The 20,689-nt window shown below is 67.0% G+C and carries 20 protein-coding genes, 1 tRNA gene and 1 other RNA gene; 12 read left to right on the forward strand and 10 right to left on the reverse strand.

The genetic code is table 11. The annotated features are described in order from the left end of the window. The first annotated feature begins 265 nt into the window (after positions 1–265). The gene (gene leuA / locus CCUG20998_RS26105) at positions 266–2,086 is read left to right on the forward strand and encodes a 2-isopropylmalate synthase (protein WP_020730951.1); all 1,821 of its coding nucleotides are present in this window, start codon (positions 266–268) and stop codon (positions 2,084–2,086) included. Here the strand turns inward: leuA and CCUG20998_RS26110 are convergent. The 3 genes from CCUG20998_RS26110 to CCUG20998_RS26120 are packed head-to-tail and all read right to left on the reverse strand — an operon-like array spanning position 2,083 to position 4,131. Further along, positions 2,083–2,646, reverse strand: coding sequence for a TetR/AcrR family transcriptional regulator (locus CCUG20998_RS26110; protein ID WP_020730952.1), 564 nt, complete (start codon positions 2,644–2,646; stop codon positions 2,083–2,085). The two genes, leuA and CCUG20998_RS26110, sit on opposite strands and share 4 nt — an antisense overlap. Continuing rightward, positions 2,646–3,095 (reverse strand): hypothetical protein, encoded by a 450-nt coding sequence (locus CCUG20998_RS26115; RefSeq protein WP_036456749.1) that lies wholly within the window; start codon positions 3,093–3,095, stop codon positions 2,646–2,648. Before CCUG20998_RS26115 ends, CCUG20998_RS26110 begins: the two co-directional genes overlap by 1 nt. Before the next feature lie 46 nt (positions 3,096–3,141). Beyond that, on the reverse strand, positions 3,142–4,131 hold the full coding sequence (locus CCUG20998_RS26120) for a DEDDh family exonuclease (RefSeq protein ID WP_020730954.1): 990 nt from the start codon (positions 4,129–4,131) through the stop codon (positions 3,142–3,144). A gap of 145 nt (positions 4,132–4,276) precedes the next feature. Here CCUG20998_RS26120 and CCUG20998_RS26125 point away from each other — a divergent pair, with 145 nt between their 5' ends. Beyond that, positions 4,277–5,518, forward strand: a complete 1,242-nt coding sequence (locus CCUG20998_RS26125; RefSeq protein ID WP_036456750.1) for a Mur ligase family protein — start codon at positions 4,277–4,279, stop codon at positions 5,516–5,518. Positions 5,519–5,522: 4 nt separating this feature from the next. After that, positions 5,523–6,218: a type 1 glutamine amidotransferase gene (locus CCUG20998_RS26130; RefSeq protein WP_103653941.1), complete on the forward strand. Its 696-nt coding sequence runs from the start codon at positions 5,523–5,525 to the stop codon at positions 6,216–6,218. A 15-nt stretch (positions 6,219–6,233) separates the two neighbouring features. On the opposite strand, the gene recR is transcribed toward CCUG20998_RS26130, so the two are convergent. Both recR and CCUG20998_RS26140 read right to left on the reverse strand, forming a co-directional pair. Beyond that, complete coding sequence (gene recR / locus CCUG20998_RS26135) at positions 6,234–6,845, reverse strand: recombination mediator RecR (protein ID WP_012396743.1); 612 nt, start codon at positions 6,843–6,845, stop codon at positions 6,234–6,236. An 11-nt stretch (positions 6,846–6,856) separates the two neighbouring features. Further along, positions 6,857–7,300 carry a YbaB/EbfC family nucleoid-associated protein gene (locus tag CCUG20998_RS26140; RefSeq protein ID WP_011741924.1) on the reverse strand — a complete coding sequence of 148 codons (444 nt, stop codon included), beginning with the start codon at positions 7,298–7,300 and terminating at the stop codon, positions 6,857–6,859. A 98-nt stretch (positions 7,301–7,398) separates the two neighbouring features. Between CCUG20998_RS26140 and CCUG20998_RS26145 the strand changes: the two genes are divergently transcribed. Further along, a complete protein-coding gene (locus CCUG20998_RS26145) occupies positions 7,399–8,160 on the forward strand; it encodes an Rv3717 family N-acetylmuramoyl-L-alanine amidase (protein WP_181005661.1) in 762 nt (253 codons plus the stop codon). Here the strand turns inward: CCUG20998_RS26145 and CCUG20998_RS26150 are convergent. Next, entirely contained in the window at positions 8,157–8,594 is a 438-nt protein-coding gene (locus CCUG20998_RS26150; RefSeq protein ID WP_020730958.1) for an SRPBCC family protein, read from the reverse strand. The two genes, CCUG20998_RS26145 and CCUG20998_RS26150, sit on opposite strands and share 4 nt — an antisense overlap. Before the next feature lie 64 nt (positions 8,595–8,658). Between CCUG20998_RS26150 and CCUG20998_RS26155 the strand changes: the two genes are divergently transcribed. From CCUG20998_RS26155 to CCUG20998_RS26165, 3 genes are read left to right on the forward strand one after another with little or no spacing between them, the layout of a single operon-like run. Continuing rightward, the gene (locus CCUG20998_RS26155) at positions 8,659–10,053 is read left to right on the forward strand and encodes an FAD-binding oxidoreductase (protein WP_181005662.1); all 1,395 of its coding nucleotides are present in this window, start codon (positions 8,659–8,661) and stop codon (positions 10,051–10,053) included. Further along, positions 10,050–11,369: a class I SAM-dependent methyltransferase gene (locus CCUG20998_RS26160; RefSeq protein ID WP_020730960.1), complete on the forward strand. Its 1,320-nt coding sequence runs from the start codon at positions 10,050–10,052 to the stop codon at positions 11,367–11,369. The genes CCUG20998_RS26155 and CCUG20998_RS26160 overlap by 4 nt, the downstream gene beginning before the upstream one ends. 12 nt (positions 11,370–11,381) lie before the next feature. Then, the gene (locus tag CCUG20998_RS26165; protein ID WP_020730961.1) at positions 11,382–11,624 is read left to right on the forward strand and encodes a LapA family protein; all 243 of its coding nucleotides are present in this window, start codon (positions 11,382–11,384) and stop codon (positions 11,622–11,624) included. Between the two features lie 35 nt (positions 11,625–11,659). Here the strand turns inward: CCUG20998_RS26165 and CCUG20998_RS26170 are convergent, their stop codons facing one another. The 3 genes from CCUG20998_RS26170 to ffs form a co-directional block, all read right to left on the reverse strand. Beyond that, complete coding sequence (locus CCUG20998_RS26170) at positions 11,660–13,525, reverse strand: DNA polymerase III subunits gamma/tau (RefSeq protein WP_036456751.1); 1,866 nt, start codon at positions 13,523–13,525, stop codon at positions 11,660–11,662. Positions 13,526–13,583: 58 nt separating this feature from the next. After that, entirely contained in the window at positions 13,584–14,870 is a 1,287-nt protein-coding gene (locus CCUG20998_RS26175) for an aspartate aminotransferase type Ic (protein ID WP_020730963.1), read from the reverse strand. A gap of 98 nt (positions 14,871–14,968) precedes the next feature. Continuing rightward, positions 14,969–15,065: signal recognition particle sRNA small type (gene ffs / locus CCUG20998_RS26180), an RNA gene on the reverse strand. Between the two features lie 78 nt (positions 15,066–15,143). Between ffs and CCUG20998_RS26185 the strand changes: the two genes are divergently transcribed. Continuing rightward, positions 15,144–15,229 (forward strand) — tRNA-Ser (locus tag CCUG20998_RS26185). Positions 15,230–15,314: 85 nt separating this feature from the next. Then, positions 15,315–16,136, forward strand: a complete 822-nt coding sequence (lucA, locus tag CCUG20998_RS26190) for a lipid uptake coordinator LucA (protein WP_020730964.1) — start codon at positions 15,315–15,317, stop codon at positions 16,134–16,136. A 31-nt stretch (positions 16,137–16,167) separates the two neighbouring features. On the opposite strand, the gene CCUG20998_RS26195 is transcribed toward lucA, so the two are convergent. Then, positions 16,168–16,914 (reverse strand): enoyl-CoA hydratase/isomerase family protein, encoded by a 747-nt coding sequence (locus CCUG20998_RS26195; protein ID WP_036457074.1) that lies wholly within the window; start codon positions 16,912–16,914, stop codon positions 16,168–16,170. 148 nt (positions 16,915–17,062) lie between these two features. On the opposite strand from CCUG20998_RS26195, the gene CCUG20998_RS26200 reads away from it, so the two are divergent. From CCUG20998_RS26200 to CCUG20998_RS26210, 3 genes are all read left to right on the forward strand, one after another. Next, the gene (locus tag CCUG20998_RS26200) at positions 17,063–17,500 is read left to right on the forward strand and encodes a lipoprotein LpqH (RefSeq protein WP_081435807.1); all 438 of its coding nucleotides are present in this window, start codon (positions 17,063–17,065) and stop codon (positions 17,498–17,500) included. A gap of 83 nt (positions 17,501–17,583) precedes the next feature. Beyond that, positions 17,584–19,317: a hypothetical protein gene (locus tag CCUG20998_RS26205; RefSeq protein ID WP_020730966.1), complete on the forward strand. Its 1,734-nt coding sequence runs from the start codon at positions 17,584–17,586 to the stop codon at positions 19,315–19,317. After that, positions 19,314–20,687: a CHAT domain-containing protein gene (locus tag CCUG20998_RS26210; protein WP_020730967.1), complete on the forward strand. Its 1,374-nt coding sequence runs from the start codon at positions 19,314–19,316 to the stop codon at positions 20,685–20,687. Before CCUG20998_RS26205 ends, CCUG20998_RS26210 begins: the two co-directional genes overlap by 4 nt. Positions 20,688–20,689: the final 2 nt, after the last annotated feature.

Below are 20,689 nucleotides of genomic sequence, written 5' to 3' on the forward strand. Positions count from 1 at the left end.
TTGCCGTCCGGTTTGCGGTCCGGTTTACCGTCCGGGTCGCGGTCCGGGTTGCCGATCGCCGCTTTGCGCCGGACCCGGACGGCCCAACGGTGGTTTGCCCTTGGGCCTTTTTGTCCGAGGCACCGATCGCGGTAGAGTTCTTTGCGTGCAGCGGGTGCTCCTCCTCGGACGCCGCGACGGGGCCTGATCCAGACCGGCTTCCCGTCGCGGGTGTTCGCGATGCGCCGGTCTGAAGTTCCTTCTCGCCACCCCCGGAGCAACTACCGTGACAAACTCTTCGCAAGCCCCTGGTCCCGACGCCTTTACCTCGGCGCGCACCATTGTCAAACCCGCCGGCCCACCGTCGCCGGGCCAACCCGTCTGGAACCCCCAGCGAGCTTCCTCGATGCCGGTCAACCGCTACCGGCCGTTCGCCGAGGAAGTCGAACACATCCGGGTTGCCGACCGCACCTGGCCCGACCGCGTCATCGACCGCGCTCCCCTGTGGTGCGCAGTGGACCTGCGTGACGGCAACCAGGCGCTGATCGATCCGATGAGCCCGGCCCGCAAGCGGCGCATGTTCGACCTGCTGGTTCGGATGGGCTACAAGGAGATCGAGGTCGGCTTTCCTTCGGCCAGCCAGACCGACTTCGACTTCGTCCGCGAGATCATCACCGAAGGCGCCATTCCCGACGACGTCACCATCCAGGTGCTGACTCAGTGCCGCCCCGAGCTGATCGAGCGCACGTTCGAGGCGTGCGCTGGGGCGTCGAAGGTGATCGTGCACTTCTACAACTCGACGTCGATCCTGCAGCGCCGCGTGGTGTTCCGCGCCGACCGGGCCGCGGTACAGGCGATCGCGACCGAGGGCGCCCGCAGATGCGTCGAGGAAGCCGCCAAATACCCCGACACCCGGTGGCGCTTCGAGTACTCACCGGAGTCCTACACGGGCACCGAGCTGGAATACGCCAAACAGGTGTGCGACGCCGTGGGCGAAGTCATCCAGCCCACCCCGGAAAACCCGATCATCTTCAATCTGCCCGCCACCGTGGAGATGGCCACTCCGAACGTCTACGCCGACTCGATCGAGTGGATGAGCCGCAACCTGGCCAACCGGGAGTCGGTCATTCTGAGCCTGCATCCCCACAACGATCGCGGAACCGCCGTCGCCGCAGCCGAATTGGGCTTCGCCGCAGGCGCCGACCGGATCGAGGGTTGTCTGTTCGGCAACGGCGAGCGCACCGGCAATGTGTGTCTGGTGACCCTGGGGCTGAACCTGTTCTCCCGCGGCGTAGATCCGCAGATCGATTTCTCCAACATCGACGAGATCCGGCGCACCGTGGAGTACTGCAACCAGTTGCCGGTGCCCGAACGTCACCCCTACGGCGGCGACCTGGTCTACACCGCGTTCTCCGGCAGCCACCAGGACGCCATCAACAAGGGCCTGGACGCGATGAAGTTCGATGCCGATGCCGCCGATTCCGACATGGACGACATGCTGTGGCAGGTGCCCTATCTGCCCATCGACCCCAAGGACGTCGGGCGCACCTACGAAGCGGTGATCCGGGTCAACTCGCAGTCCGGCAAGGGTGGGGTGGCCTACATCATGAAGGCCGACCACGGCCTGGCCCTGCCACGACGGCTGCAGATCGAGTTCTCGCGTGCGATCCAAGAGATCGCCGAGGGCAGCGCGGGCGAAGGGGGCGAGGTCTCACCCAAAGAGATGTGGGACGCGTTCGCCGAGGAGTACCTGGCGCCGGTGCGCCCGCTGGAACGGATCAAACAGCGCGTCATTGCCGCCGAGGAAGATGGCGGCACCACCAGCATCGACGCCACCGTCAAGATCGACGGCAAAGAGACCGAGATCAGTGGCTCGGGCAACGGTCCGCTGGCCGCGTTCGTTCACGCGCTGGGCACCGTCGGGTTCGACGTGGCCGTGTTGGACTACTCCGAGCACGCGATGAGCGCCGGCGACGACGCTCAGGCGGCGGCGTACGTGGAGGCCTCCGTGGCCGGCAAGACGGTGTGGGGCGTGGGCATCGCGCCGTCGATCACCACCGCGTCACTGCGGGCCGTCGTGTCGGCGATCAACCGGGCGTCGCGCTAGGCGTCGAAGAACGCGGGTAGCAGCCGGTCGACCAGTGCGGCCGGGTCGTCGTCGCCGGGCAGGGTGAGGTGGCTGAATACGTAGCCGTTGAGCAATCGGCTCAACTGATCCATCCGCTCGGGCGTCGGGGCAAAGCCCGCGGCCTCGAAGATCAGGGTTGCCGACTTCACCGCGGCATGCTGCAACTCCACCAGGAACGGCTGCAGCTCGGGCCGTCTCGTGCCCTCCATGAACAGCTCGAACCTCGCCAGGGTGTTGCGGCGGAACTGTTCATCGGGGTCGGTGAGCATCTTCGTCATCAACGCCTTGACGCCGTCTCGGGACAACGACCCGACCGCGGACCGCAGCACCTGCACTCGCTGCCAATGCAGATCGACGGTGCGCGATGCCGTGGCTTCGAGCAGGGCCTGACGCGTGCGGAAGTAGTTCGATGTGGTGCCGGCGGGCAGATCCGCGCGATCGTCCACCTGCCGATGCGTAAGCCCCCCAACACCGACGTCGGCAAGGATGTCGATCGCGGCGTCGAGGATCTGGGCACGGCGTTGCGGATTCGGCGGCATCAGTCTTTGTAGCGCAACCGCCAGAACATCGTCAGGAATGCCGGGTACACCGCGATCAACAGCAGGTAGCTGAACCACATGGGAAACCAGCTGACGATGGACAGATCCCGGACCACATAGGACATGTAGATGTGCAGCGGCACGCTACCGGCGATGTAGACGATCGATGCGGTGAAGAAGGCCCGATGTCGCCCATTGGCGAACCGCACCCGGGGCCACACCAGGATGCCGGTGATGGCCGCATACGTCATCGGGATCATCAGGATCCGGTCCGTGGTCACGGTCGCCACGTATTTCAGGGTGAGCTCGTCTCCGAAGATCACCCGATACACGTGCAACGCGAACCCGAGCGAGATGGTCAGCATGGCCGCCTGGCGGAAGAAATAGCCGTGCCGACGGTAGGCGCTCTGCCAAGACGATTTGCGTACTACGGATGTAGTGGTACTCATGGCGCGACCATATCACTACATCCGTAGTGGTACAAGGGTGTGGGCCTCAGAACAGCGCGAACTGTTCTTCGACCAGGGTGTGGTCGGTGAATTTCTCGGCGCTGGTGCCGCCGAGCACGCAGCCAACCCGATCCATGAACTGCGTGTCGGTAAGCACGGGCACACCCAGCTGCCGGGCCTGGTAGCCCTTGCCCTGCTCGGGGGCGTCTTCGTTGCACACCACCAGCGACGTCTCCCGGTCGACGCCATCGCTGTAGGCCAGGCCGGCATGCAGGATCCGTTCGACGAGCTCCTCATGGGTTCGGCCCACCTCGGCGGCCAGCGCTATCCGCATGCCCTGGACCAGCGGCCGGTCGCAGACGTAGCGGCCCGGGTTGAGGTATGGGCAGGGCATCCGGGAGGCCAGCGCCTTGAGCGGGCGCAGTTCGTCGTGGGTCACCCGGCCATTGGGCCACCGGCGCCGGGTGACCGGATGAATCGGCAACCAAACGTCGCGTTCGCGCGCCCGTTGCAGCGCCGGCGCCAGGATCCCGCTCAAGACCAGCGCGTCGTCGAAAGCGTCGTGCGGCCGTTCCTGGGTCACGCCCCAATGTGCGGCCAGCGTCTCCAGCTTGAGGTTGTCGATTCCGAGTTCCAGCCGCCGGGCCAGCTCGACCGTGCACATGACGGAATCGACCGGCAGCTCGGCATCTGCGATTTCAGCCTCAGCGGCCAAAAACGAGTAGTCGAACGCGACATTGTGGGCCACCAGCGTGCGGCCGCGCAGTAGCTCGGTCAGATCACCGACAACGTCGGCGAACTGGGGCTGCTCTTCGAGCATCGCCGCGGTCAGACCGTGCACGTGGGTCGGGCCGGGATCCACCCCGGGATTGAGCAGGCTGACCACGGAATGCTCGACATTGCCGGCAGAGTCCAGCCCAAGCGCGGCGACGCTGATGACCCGGGCCTGCCCCGGCCGAAATCCCGAGGTCTCGACATCGACGACGGCCCAACCCTCACCCGGGTGGCTGGCCGGCCGTCCCCAGTTCTGGCTCACACGATGAGAATGGCACGTCGGGCCGACATCACCGGCGTCGTTGCGCCTCGTGTCGGCCTCAACTTGGGGACGGCCCGTTACTTGGCCACGACCCGCTGCACTCGGCCCCCAGCGCCAAGGTTGCGATCGCCCTTAAACTGCCCGGGTGATAACCGCCCGTGCCCGGCTAGCCCTCGCCGCAGGTTCGAGCGCGCGTTGGGCGTCTCGAGTCACCGGTCGCGGAGCCGGTGCGATGATCGGCGGCCTGGTCGCAATGACCCTGGACCGCTCGGTGTTGCGCCAGCTCGCGAGCGGTCGGCGCACCGTCGTCATCACCGGCACCAACGGCAAATCGACGACCACCCGGATGACCGCGGCCGCCCTGAGCACCCTTGGCGCCGTCGCCACCAACGCCGAGGGCGCCAACATGGACGCCGGCCTGGTGGCCGCGCTGGCCGCCGACCGTCGTGCCGGACTCGCGGCGCTGGAAGTCGACGAGATGCACGTCCCGCACGTATCGGACGCCGTCGAGCCGGCGGTCCTGGTGCTCCTGAACTTGTCCCGGGATCAGCTGGACCGGGTCGGTGAGATCAACGTGATCGAACGCACCCTGCGGGCCGGCCTGGCCCGCCACCCGAACGCGGTGGTGGTGGCCAACTGTGACGACGTCCTGATGACCTCAGCGGCCTATGACAGCCCCAACGTGGTGTGGGTGGCCGCCGGCGGTTCCTGGTCGAACGACTCGGTGAGCTGCCCGCGCAGCGGCGAGGTCATCGTTCGCGAACCCGGGCACTGGTACTCCACCGGCGCCGATTTCAAACGGCCCAGCCCACAGTGGTGGTTCGATGACGAAGCCGTGTACGGGCCGGACGGGCTGGCGCTGCCGATGCGGCTGGCGCTGCCCGGCGCGGTCAACCGGGGAAACGCCACCCAAGCGGTCGCGGCCGCCGTCGCGTTGGGCGCGGATCCGGCGTTGGCAGTGGCCGCGGTCGCCGAGGTCGACGAGGTCGCCGGCCGTTACCGCAGCTTCGCTCTCGGCCGCCACCAAGCACGGATCCTGCTGGCCAAGAACCCGGCCGGCTGGCAGGAAGCGCTGTCGATGGTGGACGAACGTGCCGCCGGAGTGGTCATCTCCGTCAACGGACAAGTGCCCGACGGCGAGGATCTGTCCTGGCTGTGGGATGTGCGCTTCGAACATTTCGCCGAGGTGTTCAAAACGACCCCGGTGGTGGCCGCCGGTGAGCGCGGCACCGACCTGGCGGTGCGCCTGGGCTACGCGGGCGTGCAGCACACCCTGGTGCACGACACAGTGGCGGCCATCGAGTCTTGCCCGCCGGGACCGGTGGAGGTGGTCGCCAACTACACCGCGTTCCTCCAGCTGCAGCGGAGGTTGACGCGCAATGGCTGACTCTGTGGTCCGGATCGGCCTGGTGTTGCCCGACGTGATGGGTACCTACGGTGACGGCGGCAACGCCGTCGTGCTGCGCCAACGGCTACGCCTGCGGGCCATCCCCGCCGAGATCGTCGAGATCACCCTTTCCGACCCGGTACCGGATTCCTTGGACCTGTACACGCTCGGCGGCGCGGAAGATTACGCGCAGCGATTGGCCACCCGGCACCTGCTGCAGCACCCGGGACTGCAGCGCGCGGCCGGCCGGGGCGCACCCGTGCTGGCGATCTGTGCGGCTGTCCAGGTACTCGGGCATTGGTATGAAACCTCATCGGGCGAACGTGTCGACGGTGTCGGCCTGCTCGATGCGACCACCTCTCCGCAATCGACCCGCACCATCGGTGAGCTGATCAGCAAGCCATTGCTGCCCGGGTTGACCCAGCGGCTCACGGGTTTCGAAAATCACCGCGGAGGTACCGTTCTGGGCCCAGCGGCATCGCCGTTGGGTGCGGTGGTCAAGGGTGCGGGCAACCGGGCGGGCGATGGCTTTGACGGCGTCGTCCAGGGCAGCGTGGTCGCGACCTACATGCACGGGCCGTGTCTGGCCCGCAACCCCGAGCTGGCCGACCTGCTGCTGAGCAAGGTGGTCGGAGCGCTGGCGCCGCTGGAGCTACCGGAAGTGGAATTGTTGCGCCGAGAGCGGTTGTCGGCGCGCTAGCGCCGCCCGCCGAACTCAGACCATCGCGCGGCGGCCGGTCAGCGCGCGGCCCAGGGTGAGTTCGTCGGCGAACTCCAGGTCACCACCCATCGGCAGCCCCGACGCGATCCGGGTGACGGTCAGGCCGGGGATGTCGCGCAGCATCCGCACCAGGTAGGTGGCCGTCGCCTCGCCCTCGGTATTGGGGTCGGTGGCGATGATCACCTCGGTGATATCGACGCCGTCGACCCGATCACCGATGCGAGTCAGCAACTCGCGGATTCGCAGCTGCTCGGGACCGATCCCGGAAAGCGGATCGAGCGCCCCGCCCAGCACGTGATAGCGACCGCGGTATTCGCGGGTTCGCTCGACGGCCTGGATATCTTTGGGCTCTTCGACGACGCAGACCAGGGACCCGTCCCGGCGCGGGTCCGCGCAAATGCGGCAACGCTCGTCATCCGAGACGTTCCCGCACACGGCGCAGAAGCGCACCCCGTCCCGGACCTTGGCCAGCACGGCGGTCAGCCGGTCGATGTCCGGCGGCTCAACCGACAAGAGGTGAAACGCGATGCGCTGGGCACTCTTGGGGCCGATGCCCGGCAGCTTGCCGAGCTCGTCGATCAGATCCTGAACGGGTCCCTCGAACATGCCGGGGCCGGTCAGACCCCCGGGGCACCCGGCATGCCTGGCATACCCGGTGCGCCCGGGGCGCCCGGCATACCTGGCATTCCCGGCGCACCCGGCCGTGGCGGCATTCCCGGCGCTCCTGGCGCTCCTGGGGCACCGGGCGCACCGGGCGGGCGCATCGCGCCGGCCAGCGCACCCAGGCGCTCCTGCGCCATCTTGGTCACCTGCTGAGACGCATCGCGCATGGCACCAACGATCAGGTCCTGCAGCGTCTCTATGTCGTCACGGTCGACCACCTTGGGGTCGATCGTGACCCCGACCAGTTCGCCGCTGCCCCTGACAGCGACCTGGACCAAGCCGCCACCGGCTTGACCGTGTACCTCGGAATTGGCCAGCTGTTGCTGGGCTTCCAGTAGCTTCTGCTGCATCTGCTGTGCTTGAGCGAGCAGTGCCGACATGTCGCCGCCGGGTTGCATGACAGTCCCCTAGCATCTTGGTCTCGAGTTGGTTTCGCCTGCGGTTGTATGGCGATTTGAAACAACCAGCCTAGACGGCGCGGCGTTACCGTTGCGCAGTGGACGTAGGAGTCAGCCCGCGTGTCGGGATCGCCATGGTCATCGGGACGCTCGTAGCGGCGTTGACACCCCTGCTCCCAACGGCGGCCGCAGCCCCTTCCAACATCGCCGGCATGGTCGTTTTCATCGACCCTGGGCACAACGGCGCCAACGACGCATCGATCGGGCGTCAGGTCCCCACCGGCCGGGGCGGCACCAAGGACTGCCAGGCCAGCGGGACATCGAGCAACAGCGGTTACCCGGAGCACACGTTCACCTGGGACACCGCCCTGCGACTGCGCGCCGCGCTGAACGCGCTGGGCGTACGAACGGCGCTCTCCCGCGGCAACGACAACGCGCTGGGTCCGTGCATCGACGAACGCGCCAACACAGCCAACGCGTTACATCCCAACGCGGTCGTCAGCCTGCACGGCGACGGCGGCCCGGCCACCGGCCGCGGCTTTCACGTCAACTACTCGTCCCCGCCGCTGAACGCGGCACAGGCCGGTCCCTCGGTGCAGTTCGCGCGGGTCATGCGCGACCAGTTGCGGGCCTCGGGTATTCCGCCGGCCAACTACATCGGGCAGGACGGCTTGTACGGGCGTTCGGATCTAGCGGGGCTGAACCTGGCCCAGTACCCGTCGATCCTGGTCGAGCTGGGCAACATGAAGAACCCCGCGGACTCGGCGCTGATGGAGTCCCCCGAAGGGCGGCAGAAGTACGCCAACGCGCTGGTCCGCGGGGTCGCGGGCTTTCTGGCCAGCCAGGGCCAGGCGCGCTAGCTTTCCAGCTCGGACTTGAGGTTGGCCAGCACTTCACCCTGGATCTTCTTCAAACCCAGCGGGGCAAACGTCTTCTCGAAGAAGCCCTTGACCCCGCCGGCGCCGTTCCAGGTGGTCTTGACGGTCACGCTGCAGCCCGGCCCCGCCGGAGCCACCGTCCAGTTGATGATCATGGATGAGTTCGCATCCTTTTCGATCACCGTGTGGCCTGCGACATCCACGCCGACCTGCACGTCACGGACGCGCGACTTGGTCGCCTGCAGTCGCCACTTTGCGACGGTGCCCTGTCCCTGACCCCCTTCGAGCACCTGGTACTCGCTGTATTGCGGGGAAAGAATTTTCGGACGAACGTTCTGATAATCGGCCACTGCGGCAAGAGCGGCCGCAGGCTCAGCATTGATCAAGATCGTGCTGGCTGCGCTCACCTGTCCCATCAGGCGCAACTCCTCTGTCATGAATCGCGGTGCAGCCCACACACGGATGCAGGGGCTGTGGTCGATGACTACGATATATGTGGTGCCTGGTACTGGATCTGGACTGTCCGCCCACACATCGGGCGTAGAGCGATTGCTGGCTAGCTATCGATCCATTCCCACGACCGCAACGGTCCGGTTGGCCAAACCCACTTCAAACCTGTTCCGCGCCCGCGCCAAACGCGATGTTCGGGGTCTGGACACCTCCGGGTTGACCGGTGTCATCAGCATCGATCCCGACGCCCGCACCGCCGACGTGGCCGGCATGTGCACATATGAGGACCTGGTCGCAGCCACGCTGCCGCACGGTCTGTCGCCACTGGTGGTTCCGCAGTTGAAGACCATTACGCTCGGCGGCGCGGTCACCGGCTTGGGTATCGAGTCGGCATCGTTTCGCAATGGCCTGCCGCACGAGTCGGTGCTCGAAATGGACATCCTCACCGGCGCGGGCGAATTGCTGACGGTATCGGCTGACCGGCACGCCGATCTGTATCGAGCCTTCCCTAATTCCTATGGCACGCTGGGCTATTCGACTCGGCTCAAGATCCTGCTGGAGCCGGTCAAGCCCTTTGTGGCGTTGCAGCACATCCGATTCGACACCTTGCGGGCACTGGTCGCGGCGATGGAGCGCATTGTCGATACCGGGGGCCTGGACGGGATGGCGGTGGACTACCTGGACGGCGTGGTCTTCAGCGCCGACGAAAGCTACCTGTGTGTCGGTGTGCGGACCGCAACGCCGGGCCCGGTCAGCGATTACACCGGAAAAGACATCTACTACCGGTCGATCCAGCACGAGAGCGGCGTCAAAGCGGACCGCCTGACCATCCACGACTACTTCTGGCGCTGGGACACCGACTGGTTCTGGTGCTCGCGTGCGTTCGGCGCGCAGAACCCGACGCTGCGGCGCTGGTGGCCGCGGCGGTACCGGCGCAGCAGCGCCTACTGGAAGCTGGTGGAACTCGACCAGCGCTTTGGAATCGCCGACAGGATCGAGAAGCGCCACGGGCGCCCCCCGCGAGAGCGAGTGGTGCAGGATGTCGAGGTTCCCATCGAGCGCACCCAGGACTTCGTGACATGGTTTTTGGAAACGGTACCCATCGCACCGATTTGGCTGTGCCCCTTACGGCTTCGTGACAATGACGGCTGGCCGCTGTATCCGATCCGGCCGGACCACAGCTACGTCAATATCGGCTTCTGGTCCTCGGTGCCGGCCGGCGCCACCGAGGGGGCAACCAACCGGGAGATAGAGACAAAGGTGAGCGAGCTCAACGGACACAAGTCGCTCTACTCCGACAGTTACTACACCCGAGAAGAGTTCGATGAGTTGTACGGCGGGGAGTCGTACAAAACGGTGAAAAAAACCTACGATCCAGATTCGCGTCTGCTCGATCTCTACGCAAAGGCGGTGCAACGACGATGACTGCAACGAAAGAAGCCAACCAGCCCCCGAATGCCAACGGCGGCAGACTGAGTATTGCCGAGGTCCTGGCGATCTTCACCGCGACCGGCGGCCAGCCACTGAAGTTCAGCGCGTATGACGGCAGCACCGCCGGTTGCAACGACGCGGAAATGGGGTTGGAGCTCACCTCCCCCCGCGGCACCACCTACCTGGCGACGGCGCCGGGGGAACTCGGCCTCGCCCGGGCCTACGTATCGGGGGACCTACAGCCCCACGGTGTGCATCCCGGCGATCCGTATGAGCTGCTCAAAGCGTTGACCGACCGGGTCGAGTTCAAACGGCCGTCAGCGCGGGTGCTGGCCAACGTGGTGCGCTCGATCGGGGTGGAGCATCTGTTGCCGATCGCGCCGCCGCCGCAGGAGACGCCGCCGCGGTGGCGCCGGATGGCCGAGGGTGTCCTGCACAGCAAAACCCGTGACGCCGAGGCCATCCACCACCACTACGACGTCTCGAACACCTTCTACGAGTGGGTGCTCGGGCCGTCGATGACCTATACCTGCGCGGTCTATCCGAATGAAAAGGCAACCCTGGAAGAGGCTCAGGAGAACAAGTACCGGTTGGTCTTCGAGAAGCTGCGGCTGCAGCCGGGCGATCGCCTACTCGACGTCGGGTGCGGCTGGGGCGGGATGGTGCGCTACGCCGCGCGCCACGGGGTCCGGGTCATCGGCGCCACGCTGTCGGCCGAGCAGGCCACGTGGGCACAACAGAAGATCTCCGACGAGGGGTTGGCGCAGCTGGCCGAGGTGCGCCACTGCGACTACCGGGACGTGGTGGAGACCGGGTTTGATGCCGTCTCGTCGATCGGCATGACCGAGCACATCGGCGTGCGGAACTATCCCGCCTATTTCGGCTTCCTCAAGTCCAAGTTGCGCACCGGCGGCCTGCTACTCAACCACTGCATCACCCGCCACGACAACAAGTCGACGTCCTTTGCCGGCGGGTTCACCGACCGCTACGTCTTCCCGGACGGGGAGCTGACCGGCTCCGGACGCATCATCACCGAGATCCAGGAAGTCGGCTTCGAGGTGCTGCACGAGGAGAACCTGCGGCAGCACTACGCGTTGACGCTGCGCGACTGGTGCCACAACCTCGTCGAGCACTGGGACGCGGCGGTAGCCGAAGTCGGACTGCCCATCGCCAAGGTATGGGGCCTGTACATGGCGGCCTCGCGAGTGGCATTTGAGCGCAACAACCTGCAGCTGCATCACGTGCTCGCCGCCAACGTCGACACCTGGGGCGAAGATGACCTGCCACTGCGGCCGTGGTGGACAGCCTAGGAGGAGATCGCCATGTCGCCGGACGATACCGCTGCAAGTTCGATTGGGCGCCGAGCCGGAAGGTTTGCGGTACGACACTGGGGCGCGCTGATCCTCATCGCGTTGACGACGATCTTCATCGCCCAGAACCGCGAGCGCTCGCGAATGCACTTGCTGTGGGTCACCGTCGAGTCGCCCATGTGGCTGCTGCTGAGCGCCATGTTTGTGGTGGGCATCCTGGTAGGCCTGCTGCTGCTTCGTCGCCGCCGGAAATAGGCATCAGCGTGCCCACCGGTCGCGACACCACGCGGTCAGGCGTTGTCGATGCGACGGGCACCCAACTCATTGCGCAGCAGTTCGAGCGCCACTTCCTCGGGGTCGCGGCGCGGCTCTGACGGGTCGCTGCGGCCGGCTTCGGCCAGCAGGCTTTCCTCTTCCTCACGCCGGGCCGAATCGACGGCAACGGGATCCGCCGCCGGGGCCGCGGCCTTGGCCGGCGTCGGGGTTGCGGCGGGCTCCGCGGCGCCCACCTCGCAGCGCACCCGCCAGTTGACTCCCAACGCATCTCTGAGCGCCTCGGCGATGACGTCGGCGTTGCGCTGCTCGGACAGCCGCCGGGCCAGCGGCGCCGAGTCGTGGGTCAGCACCAGCGTGTTGTCTTCGAGCGCACGAACGGTGGCAGCGGCGAGCATCACCTCGGTGGTGCGGCTGCGCTGGCGCACCTTCTCGCGCACGGTCGGCCACATGCTGCGAACCGCGGCGGCATTGAGCTCCCCGGGAGCCGCGACCGGTTCGGGAACCGGAGCCGGCCGGGGTTCGGGCGCCCGCCGGGGTTCGGGAGCCGATCGGGGTTCGGGAGCCGGCGGCGGCTCTGGCGCGGACTTGGGCTCTGGCGGTGCCGGCCGGCGCATGCTTTGCCTGACCATTTCTTTGGCCTCCGCTCGGGCGGAGGTCGTCGCCCGCGGCGCGGCGGGCGCTTCCGGCGCTGGGGCCGAGGTGGCTCCCGCGCCGGCCGGTATCGACATGGCTAGCCGGGTCTCGATCCGCTCGATGCGCTGCAACAGCGCCGATTCGGCGTCGCTGGCCGAGGGCAGCAGCAGCCGGGCACACACCACCTCCAGCAGCAGCCGGGGTGCCGTCGCGCCGCGCATCTCGCCCAGCCCGGCCTGTACGACCTCGGCGTAGCGAGTCAGCGTCGCCGACCCGAGGTGCGCCGCCTGCTCCCGCATCCGATCCAGCACATCTTCGGGGCCGTCCACAACCCCACGAGACACGGCGTCGGGAACCGCTTGGAGCACGATGAGATCGCGGAATCGCTCCAGCAGGTCGGTGGCGAAACGACGAGGATCGTGCCCGGCGTCGATCACCGATTCGACCGCCCCGAACAGCGCCGCGGCATCCCCGGCGCCAAGCGCATCCACGGCGTCATCGATCAGCGCGACGTCGGTGGCCCCCAGCAGTCCCAGCGCTCGCTGGTAGGTCACATGGTTGCTCTGCGCCCCGGCCACCAGCTGGTCCAGCACCGAAAGCGTGTCACGCGGGGAACCACCGCCGGCGCGAGTCACCAGCGGATACACCGCCTCGTCAACGACCACGCCCTCCTGCTCACAAATCCGCTCGATCAGACCTCGCATGGTGCGCGGCGGCAGCAGGCGGAACGGGTAGTGGTGGGTGCGCGACCGGATGGTGGGCAGCACCTTCTCCGGTTCCGTGGTGGCGAAGATGAAGATGAGGTGTTCGGGGGGCTCTTCGACGATCTTGAGCAGCGCGTTGAAACCGGCGGTGGTCACCATGTGCGCCTCGTCGATGATGAACACGCGGTACCGCGACTGCGCGGGCGCGTAGAACGCGCGATCCCGCAATTCCCGGGTGTCGTCCACACCGCCGTGACTGGCCGCGTCGAGTTCGACCACGTCGATGCTGCCGGGCGCGCTGGGCGCCAAGGCCTGGCAGGACTCGCAGGTTCCACACGGCGTGGCCGTGGGGCCCTGCGCGCAGTTCAAGGACCGCGCCAGGATGCGCGCCGACGACGTCTTGCCGCAGCCGCGCGGCCCGGAGAACAGGTACGCATGGTTGATCCGGCCGGCCTCCAGGGCGATCGACAGCGGTTCGGTGACATGCTCCTGCCCCACCACCTCCGCGAAGGTCGCCGGACGATATTTGCGGTAGAGAGCCACGGTCAGCAGGCTACTCAGGCTGGCGGACTATTGCGGAATCCACTGGTCCGAGCGGGAACTACGGGCGGGCCAGCAAGGCCTCGGTGCCGGCGAGCAAGGCACAGGTCGCCAGACCATCGACCGCGTCGCTCAGATCGGGCAGCGACGGGAAAGACGGCGCGATCCGGATGTTCTTGTCCTCGGGATCCTTGCGATACGGGAACGACGCGCCCGCCTCGGTCACGGCAATCCCGGCGTCCTTGGCCAACGCCACGGTGCGGCGCGCGGTCCCCGGCATCACATCGAGGCTGATGAAATACCCGCCCTTGGGCTCGGTCCACGACGCGATCTTGGAATCGCTGAGCCGCTGATCGAGGATCTCGAGCGCCACCGCAAACTTGGGCGCCAATATCTGCTGGTGGCGGCGCATATGCAGGCGTACGCCGTCGGCGTCTCCGAAAAACCGCAGGTGCCGCAGCTGGTTGACCTTGTCCGGACCGATCGACTTCTTTCCGGCGTACTGCAGATACCACGCGATGTTGCCCAACGACCCGCCGAAGAAGCTGACGCCGCCGCCGGCGAAGGTGATCTTCGACGTGGATGCGAAAACGTAGGGCCGGTGCGGATTGCCGGCCTTGGCCGCCAGCCCCAGCACGTCAACCTGCCGGATGAAGTCCGGCGTGAGGGTGTGCACCATGTAGGCGTTGTCCCAGAACAAGCGGAAGTCCGGTGCCGCCGTCTGCATCTGCACCAGCCGGCGCACCGTTTCCCAGGAATACGTGACACCGGTGGGGTTGCCGAACACCGGTACGGTCCACATGCCCTTGATCGTGGGGTCGACGGCGACCAGTTCCTCGATCAGATCGACGTCGGGGCCGTCCTCGAGCATCGGGACGGGGATCATCTCCACGCCCATCGTTTCGGTGATGGCGAAATGGCGGTCATAGCCGGGAACGGGGCACAGGAACTTGATGCCGTCCGGCTCCTTTACCCAAGGCCGGGGCGAGTCGACCCCGCCATAGAGCATCGAGAACGCGGTCACGTCGTGCATCAGCTCCAGGCTGGAGTTGTTGCCCGCGATCAAGTTCTGGACCGGGATGCCGAGCAACTCGCCGAAGATGGCGCGCAGCGCCGGCAGGCCATGCAGGCCGCCATAGTTGCGGGTGTCGAGGCCCTCGGGGTCGCGGTAGTCCTGGCCACCGGGCAGGCTCAGCAGTTGATTGGACAGGTCCAGCTGCTCAGAAGACGGCTTGCCTCGGGTGAGATCCAGGGACAGGCCTTTACCGCGCAGGTTTGCGTAGTCCTGCTCGTGGCGGACATGCAAAGCGGCTAGCTCTTCAGGGCTGAGCGAATCGAACGAGACCATGCGGCCCTTTCACCGTCGAAAACCGTGGATCAAACATGCAGGTCTTGAGCGGTTGCAGGCCAGTTCTTGCTGGTTGGCACCTGGTGGGCCGCCCCGGACAAAGGGGGACCCCGCGCACCCGACAGAGCCCATTGACCCTTGCTGCCTTCCGGCCCTGGGGGAGTTCACAGGATAGACGCCGCGCGGGGTCCTGCCGCGAGTCTAATACCTCCGCGGAGACATTCGTCGGCGGCCGCGGAACACGGGCGCCGAGACAGCGGCTACCATATCGGCGGAGGATTCGCCTAGTGGCCTATGGCGCTCGCCTGGAACGCGGGTTGGGTTAATAGCCCTCGCGGGTTCAAATCCCGCATCCTCCGCAATGGTCGCGCCCGCGCCGAGGCGCGGGCGGACAGTGTGGGCTGGTCAGCTTGACTGGCTCCGGCTCACAGTACGAGGAGGGGTATGGGGCGCAAGGTTGCCATGCTGTGGCACGCGTCGTTTTCGATCGGCGCAGGCGTCCTCTACTTCTTCTTCGTTCTGCCCCGTTGGCCCGAATTGATGGGCGATACCGCCCACTCGCTGGGGACCGGGCTCCGGATCACCGCGGGCGCCCTGTTCGGCCTGGCCGCGCTGCCGGTGGTGTTCACCCTGCTGCGTACCCGCAAGCCGGAACTTGGCACCCCTGCGCTGGCGCTATCGATTCGGACCTGGTCGATCGTGGCGCACGTGCTGGCCGGGGTGCTGATTATCGGGACCGCCATCAGCGAGATCTGGCTCAGCCTGGACTCGGTGGGGCAATGGCTGTTCGGGATCTACGGGGCCGCTGCCGCCATTGCAGTACTCGGCTTCTTCGCGTTCTACCTGTCGTTTGTCGCGGAATTGCCGCCGCCACCGCCCAAACCGATCAAGGTGAAAGAACCCAAGCAGCGCCGCCGCCGCAAGAAGGGCGGCGAAGGCGATGACGTCGACGAGACTGACGAGGCCGAAGACGCCGAAGCCGAAGACGTCGACGAGGCCGACGAGGCCGACGAGGCCGACGAGGCCGAGGAAGCCGACGAGGCGTCCGACGGCGAAGAGTCTGTTGAGTCCGAAGAGGCCGAACCGACCGAAGAGGCTGAAGTAGCCGAAGCGGCCGAAGCGGCCGAAGCGGCCGAAGAGACCGCAGAACCCGAGGCGCAGGGCGAGGATGCGACCGCTCACGGTGGGCTGCGAAATCGTCGCCCGACCGGCAAGACCTCACACCGGCGCCGGCGCGTCCGGCGTGGGGTGACGGTCGAGGAATAGTTCCTCCCCCCTGCCGCATCCGCGCTATCGGTCAGCGCCGCCGCAGCCGCTCCAGATAGCCGGCGATGCGCTGCTGGGCCTGCGCCGAACCCCAGATCTGACGGACTTCACGGTCGATATCGCCACCGTCGCGCATCCGTGCCTGAGCCGGAGCCCGCAGCTGTGCCTTGGTGTGGCGGTAGGCGTCGGCCGGGATATCGCCAAGCTCCGACGCCTGCGCCGTGGCGACACCCAGAAGATCCTCGGCGACCACCTCATGGGCAAGTCCGCGGGAGACGGCCTCGATTCCCCGATAGCTGCGACCACCGAGCAGCACCTCCTCGGCGCGATCGCCGCACGCGTAGCGCATGACCTCCAGCGCGACCACCGGAAACGCCACCCCGACAAGCACCTCAGAGGCACCGATCGCGGCTTTGGCGCCGATCAGTCGGCGGTCGCAGGCGCATGCCAGCACACACCCGCCCGCGATGGCGGCACCGTTGATCGCGGCCACGGTAGGGCCCGGGTAGCCGAACATCGCGTCAAACGCGTCCGATAACGCCGGAATCAGCCGATCCGTATAGCTGGTCCCGCCCTGCACCACCCGGTTCAGATCGACCCCGGCAGAGAACACTCGTCCGGCGCCGGTGAGCACCAGCGCGCCACCGGGTGAGGAGCCCAGTTCGCGCAGCGCATCGGTCAACTCGGTCAGCAGCTCGACATCGAGGGCGTTGACCCGCCCGGACGAGAGGGTGAGCACTTGGACGGCGTCTACGGTCTGAATCTCAATCACAGTCACACACTCCACCACCACGGCGGTCGAGCCAAATAGTTGGGATCGGTAGCAACCCGGGCGTTCTGTACTTACTCCCATGACGGCGCCACCAGGGCGGCGCATGATGGAAGGAAATCCAGTGAAACGTGTTATCGCGGCTGCGATTGGAACCATTGGCTGCGCATCGGCGCTGGTGGGCTGCTCCAGCGGCGGCCACTCAGCCAGCCCGGCATCAAGTGTCTCCACCGGCGGTGGCGGAACGCAGGTCCAGGTGGGCGGCACGAATCTTCCTGGCCTGGACCCCGCCTCGGTGACCTGCGTCAAGCAGGGCGGCAAGATCGACATCGGTAGTGGCTCCGCCGGCGGCCAGCAGGCACTGGCGGTGGTGATGACCGATGAGGCCACTCCGCGAGTCGAGTCGCTGGCGCTTGTGGTGGACGGCAACGCATTGTCTGTCACCGACAACATGGGCGCCAAGGTCGGCTCGGCCAAGGTTGCGGTGGAGGGCAAGACCTACACCATCACCGGCCAGGCGCAAGGTGCCGACATGAAGAACCCGATGGCCGGAATGATCACCAAGGACTTCAGCATCAAGGTGACGTGCGGCTGATGCAGGGGGCGCCGGCCGGTGGGCAAGCATCCCTTGTCCACCGGTCCGGTCTGTCGCGGTCAAAACGGACTTATGATGCAGCCGTGTCGATCTCCGGCGATCTCGAACACGCCCGGCGCCTGGCGTTGGCCGCGGACGAGGACGCGGCCCGGGAGCTGCTGATCTCGCTGCTGCCGCAAATCGAACAAGCCGATCGCGATGACCTCGCACTGCAGGCATTCGCGCAGCTGGGCGAGATCTACCTGGCCCGCGGCGCGACCGAGGGCGTGCGCGAGTGCGTCCGGCGCATTCGTGACTGCTTGGCCAGCTACTCGAAGATTCTCGACGGCACCCTGCCGGAGGCGGCCGCCCAGATACAGCTGTCGGACACCGAAGTCAGGCACCTCATCTGCCGCTATTCCCGGCGCGCCGCCCTGCTGCAGATCGGCCTGTGCGCGGCCGAGGGCGATCACGAAGGCGCCGCGCAGCAACTCACCGCGCTGGCCGACTCAGCCGGCGCGGAGTTCCCCGACCTCGCCGGTGAGCACCGGCTCCTGCTCACCCACGCCCGGATTCTGTGCGCAAGCGCGTTGTGCGACGACGATCTACACACCCACGCGGTGCCGAATTGGGAATCCGTACTCGAAGCGCTGAACCGGCCGGACACCGGTTCCGACGCCGAGTACTCCGATCACCTTTGGGTGTACGGGGCCACCGCATACGGCAGGTTCTGCGGCGAGACAGGACGATTGTCGGAGGCGGAACCGTGGCTGCGACGCGCCGGGGCCCGCGCGCAGGCCAGGGGATGGGAATTGGCCTTCGCCAGAACACAATTAGAACGAGCGGCGGCGCACTGGCTGGTCGGCGACCACGCGGCCACCGAGCAGCTGGTCTCTGAAGCGCAGCCGATCATCTCCCGCTACGCGCGCGCACACGATGTCGCCCGCTGCTGGCTCTACCTTGGCCTTACCCGACTGGCCAGCGGTGCGCTCGAGGCCGCCGACCAATGCTGGGCGAACGCCGAAAAGCATTGGCGTCACCTGGGAAGGCCCCTGTACCTGCACCGCATTCTGCTACAACGCAGCTGGATAGCCATCTTTTGGGGCCGCTTCGCGCAAGCCGTGGAGATGATCGCGCAGGCGCGGGAACTGCTCGACTCATCGCCTCGCAGCAGCTGGCTTCAGTACGCCCAACTCGACAGTCATCTGGGCACGGTGTGGCGGGCAGACGCGCTGGCGGACTTGGGGTTCGACGGCTCAGGCGATCCGGAGGAGACACTGCAGCAGACCGAAGCCCGCCAAGCCGAGTCAATCGGCCTGCTGCACGGTGAGATCGGCACCGAGGGGTACTGGCGCGCGATGAGCAAGCTGGAACAGGCCGCCGAACTCAAGGTTCCCGCGGCGCTCGCCGTCGACTCGGTTCGCTATTCGATCGCTGACGCTGACGCGAGATCACGCTGGGCAAGCCATGTCTCGGCCCCGATTCTGGCCGGCGCGTTCGCCGTCGCCTGGGAGTGGGAAAATACCGAGCTGATCAGTGAACTGGTCGAATACCACAGCGCCCGAGGAACTTTTAGCCCCGCGCCGCCACGCGAAGCCATGGGCGAGTGGGCATCGACCGCCACCGCGCCGGCGTTCGTCGACACCGACGAACCGGCCGCCGCCGCAGCAGGGACGTCACGGCAGGGGGTGAACTCGTTGACACGCCTGGGCCCCTTGCCGCCCTTGCAGATGCAACCGGACGCCCCGCCGATCCTGAGCCACTATCGCGCGCTGGCGCTGCAACGCTACGGTCGTGCCGTCACGTCCGCCGAGCCCGTCTGGTCCACCTGGCCATGAACGACTCGGACCGCCCCACTCTGGTGCTGCGTTACGCCGATGTCGGGATCACCACCTACGCGAGTCTGCGCGTGGTCGGCCAACCATCCAGAACCGTCAACTGGGTGGTGGACGAGCCGATCCTGCTGGCGGCCTTGGCCGAACTGACCGACGCACTACCCGAGCCCCACGGCAACGAGGACCGGCGCGAGGCCATCGAACGCGCACTTTGCCGGGGCCCATTCGCAACGCGGGACAGCGAACTGACGGTCGCGTTCATCCTGGGGGTACTGCTGATCGGCACGCCCGGATGGCAACTGCTGACCGAGTGCGCGGCATCGCCGCGGCCGGTGCTGTTCATCTCGCCCAGCGCCCGGCTGGCGCGGGTGCCCTGGGGGCTGCTGGCGCTGCCGACCGCGGGGCCCACCCGGGAAGAGTTGGTGCGGGCTCGCCAGGAGGCGATCACCGCCAGCGGCCGAGCGGCCGCCCGGATCCCTTGGCAGCTTGCCGACATCACCGAATACACCGATGGCTACCGGCTGATGGAGTTGGTCGACATCCTTCTGGCGGTGCCCCAGAACATCGTGCACTCCGCGCGCGTGCCGGCCCGATGGGCCGCCCGCAAAGACGGCCCGCCGATACTCCTACTCGACCCGCGCGTGCCCGGCCAGCGGCCCGACTCGGCACTGGGATCGGTGCTGGGCAGGCCGTCGGAGGAAACCCCGCTCGCCAGGCATTTTGCCGAACTGATGCGACGGCGCCCCGTGTTGCCGGCGGTCGACTCGCCCAGTGAGCTGTTCCGCTGCAGGGATGCCGACCGGGACTGGCTGTCGAAATTGCTGATGCAACAACCAAGTCGGCTCTTGTACGTCGGGCATGCCAGTTCGGCCGATAGCGAGGGTGGACATGCCGACCATGCGGCGCTGCATCTGGCGTGTGGTGCCGCAATACCCGGGGATGCCCCCGCGATCGGCGACCACCGGCCGCTGACCGCCTCGGATCTGATGGCGCTGCGGATGTCGATGCCACCGCGGGTGGCGCTGCTGGCCTGTGCCTCCGGCGGCGACTACCAATTCGATGAGGCAACCGGACTGGTGGCGGCAACCATCCTGGGCGGGGCGCAGCTGGTGACCGCCACCCTGTGGTCGCTTCCCACCACCGCGGCTTATCGGCAGTTCGTCGCCGAGGACGGCGATCCGGCAGACCCGATCACCGACCCAATGACCGAGATCGTCGCCGCGATCGACTCGGCCCACGAGGCCGACGAAGCCGGGTGCGCCGTAAATCGCTGGCAGCGCGCCCAAATGCGACGCTGGCGCGACGGCGAGGCCAGCGCCAGCCCGTTGTATTGGGGTGCGGTGGTCAGTTTCGCCGTCGACGGGGCACGCTGATG

Source organism: Mycobacterium marinum (assembly GCF_003391395.1).
Taxonomy (GTDB): domain Bacteria; phylum Actinomycetota; class Actinomycetes; order Mycobacteriales; family Mycobacteriaceae; genus Mycobacterium; species Mycobacterium marinum.